Origin of the sequence: Nitrospirillum amazonense (assembly GCF_007828045.1) — a bacterium.
GTDB classification, from domain to species: Bacteria; Pseudomonadota; Alphaproteobacteria; order Azospirillales; family Azospirillaceae; genus Nitrospirillum; species Nitrospirillum amazonense_C.
This window is the reverse complement of the sequence record NZ_VITN01000064.1, coordinates 1-2,160: the sequence shown is the minus strand read 5'-3', so window position 1 is coordinate 2,160 and position 2,160 is coordinate 1. Positions and strand designations below refer to the sequence as shown.

Annotated in this window: 3 protein-coding genes; all 3 read right to left on the bottom strand. The window is 71.2% G+C overall.

All coding sequences use genetic code 11. From position 1 onward, the window contains the following. The coding region (locus FBZ89_RS30555) for a P-loop NTPase family protein (protein WP_211115434.1) at positions 1 to 774 on the bottom strand (774 nt) is incomplete at its 3' end. Positions 775 to 797: 23 nt separating this feature from the next. Then, the gene (locus tag FBZ89_RS30550) at positions 798 to 1,748 is read right to left on the bottom strand and encodes a toprim domain-containing protein (RefSeq protein ID WP_186457679.1); all 951 of its coding nucleotides are present in this window, start codon (positions 1,746 to 1,748) and stop codon (positions 798 to 800) included. A 14-nt stretch (positions 1,749 to 1,762) separates the two neighbouring features. After that, entirely contained in the window at positions 1,763 to 1,984 is a 222-nt protein-coding gene (locus tag FBZ89_RS30545) for a CHC2 zinc finger domain-containing protein (RefSeq protein ID WP_145754870.1), read from the bottom strand. Between the last annotated feature and the right edge of the window lie 176 nt (positions 1,985 to 2,160).

Below are 2,160 nucleotides of genomic sequence, written 5' to 3'. Positions count from 1 at the left end.
CGCCCCTTCCTCCTCCGCGATCGCCAGGATGCGGTGCTTCAGGTTCGTCTCACCCATGTAGAACAGCGACTGCCCCGTCATCGCGCTGTACCGCACCTGCGCCTCCGCCGGCATCAGCGCCAGCACCGCGTCCATCAGCGACGACTTCCCCGCCGCCGACGCGCTTTGGATGATCACCGCCAGCGGCCGGTCCAGCAGACGCGACACCCCCGCCAGGTAGCCCACCAGCGTGTTCGTCTCCTCCCCCACCACACCGCAGGCCGCGAAGTCCGCCAGGATGCGTTCCACCAGCCGGGGGTCCCGCAGCAGCGCCAGGGCCTCCTCCCGCTCCCGATCGCCCAGCGCCGGACGCTCCGCCTTCCGCGCCAGGGCCGCCGCGATCTCCGCCTCCTGCAAGCCCTCCAGCCTCAGCAGCACCCGCCCCAGGTCCTGGCGCAAGGTCTCCTCAGCCTCCCCAAGCTCAAGACCCGCCTGCTTCACGAACGCCGCCCGCGCCTTCGCGCTGTACAGGTCCAGCGTGTCCACGTGGAAGCGGCCGTCGTTGCCCGTCCCATCGGCCCCCACCCGGTGCACCAGCAGGTTCACCTTCAGCGCCTCCGGGTTCAGGGGTTTCTTCCAGCCCCGCACCCGGTACCGCCGGTCCCCCAGGACCACCGCCACCTCATGCTCCCCCACCACCTCCACCGCGTCCTCCGCCGGCCCCGCCGGCAGGGGCGACGCCAGCCGCGGCGCCGGGATGGCCGGGGGGCCGATGGGCGGGGACTGGGGCGCCACGGGGGCCGTCTCCATTTTAGCGGCTAAAACGGGGGGGCCTCCAGCGCCGCCGCCAGCCCGTCGCGCGGCGCGCTGGTCACCGGCGGCGCCTTGCCCTGGCCCAGCCAGGCCGCCTTGCGGATCAGCGTGCCCAAGGCCGCGTCCGCCGGCCGCACCCTGAGCGCGTAGGCGTTCGCGTCCAGGTCCTGCGGGAACTCGATGCGGTAGCAGTCGAATCCCTCGGCCATCAGCCGCTGGGCCAGCTCCGCCGCCCCCCGGTCCCCGGCCGCGTCCCGGTCGAAGGCGATCAGCACCCGACGCACCCCGTGCTCCCGCAACACCGCCAGGTGGTCCGCCGTGAACCCGCCCACCCCGTAGCACGCCGTCACGTTGCGGTAGCCGTGCGACCAGAACGTCAGCGCGTCGATCAGCGCCTCCGTCAGGATCACCTCGCCCCCCGACCCGGCGATGCCGTCCAGGTTCCACACCCCGCGATGCGGGCCCGGCAGGTACAGGTGCTTGGGCGTCCCCGCCCGCAGGTTGTCCAGGATCTTCCGCCCGTACACCTCCGTCACCGACCCGCCCGCGTCCAGCACCGGCACGATCAGCGACCCGTTGAAGTGCTCGTGACCGCTCTCCCGGTACAGCCCGATCCGCGTCAGACGCGACCGCACCTCCGCCCCCGCCTTGCGGGTTTTCTCCGGCAGCCGCAGGCCCAGGGTCCGGTTGGCGTAGCCCAGCTTGAACCGCTCGATCAGTTCGTCGCCTACCAGGCCCCGCTCCGCCAGGTAGGCCAGGGCCTCCGGCGACTGCTTCAGCGTCTGGTGGTAGTAATCCACCACCTGGTCCAGCAGCGCTTGGTCATCCGCCTCCAGGCTCACCGGCGACGGCAACCGGCCCACCGGCGTGGGCGGCGACGATTCCCCAGAGGCGGCCCCAGGCGCGGCTAAGGGAAGGCCCTCCCGCAGCAACTCCACCGCGTGCCGGAAGCTCACCCCCTGGCGCCGCATCACCCGTCGATCGGCCCGCCCGCCGCACCGCAGCCGAAGCAGTGGAACAGGTTCTTCTCCGGGCTCACCACCAGCGACGCCGTCGCCTCCTCATGGAACGGGCACCGCGCCGCCAGGTCCTTGCCCTGCCGACGCAGCGCCACCCCGGCCGTCTCCACCAGGCGCACCAGCGACACCTCACGCTTCAGCCGCTCAAGCTCCGCCTCCGGGATACGTGCCATGGGAGCCTCTAAACCCTGTCAAGATGCGATATAGCTTGTCCAATAACACCATATTTGCTATGTCGCAACCAGCAACCCCACGGAGGGCGGGTACAATGCGCCAGACACAATCCAGCACCCAATGGCGCGCCATGCCCTTCCCAGAACAGCTGTTCAGCCTCCGCAAGGCCCGCAAC

Bases quoted from the DNA above. Each gene is read 5' to 3' on its own strand.
- FBZ89_RS30545 (WP_145754870.1), bottom strand. From the start codon at position 1,984: ATGGCACGTATCCCGGAGGCGGAGCTTGAGCGGCTGAAGCGTGAGGTG.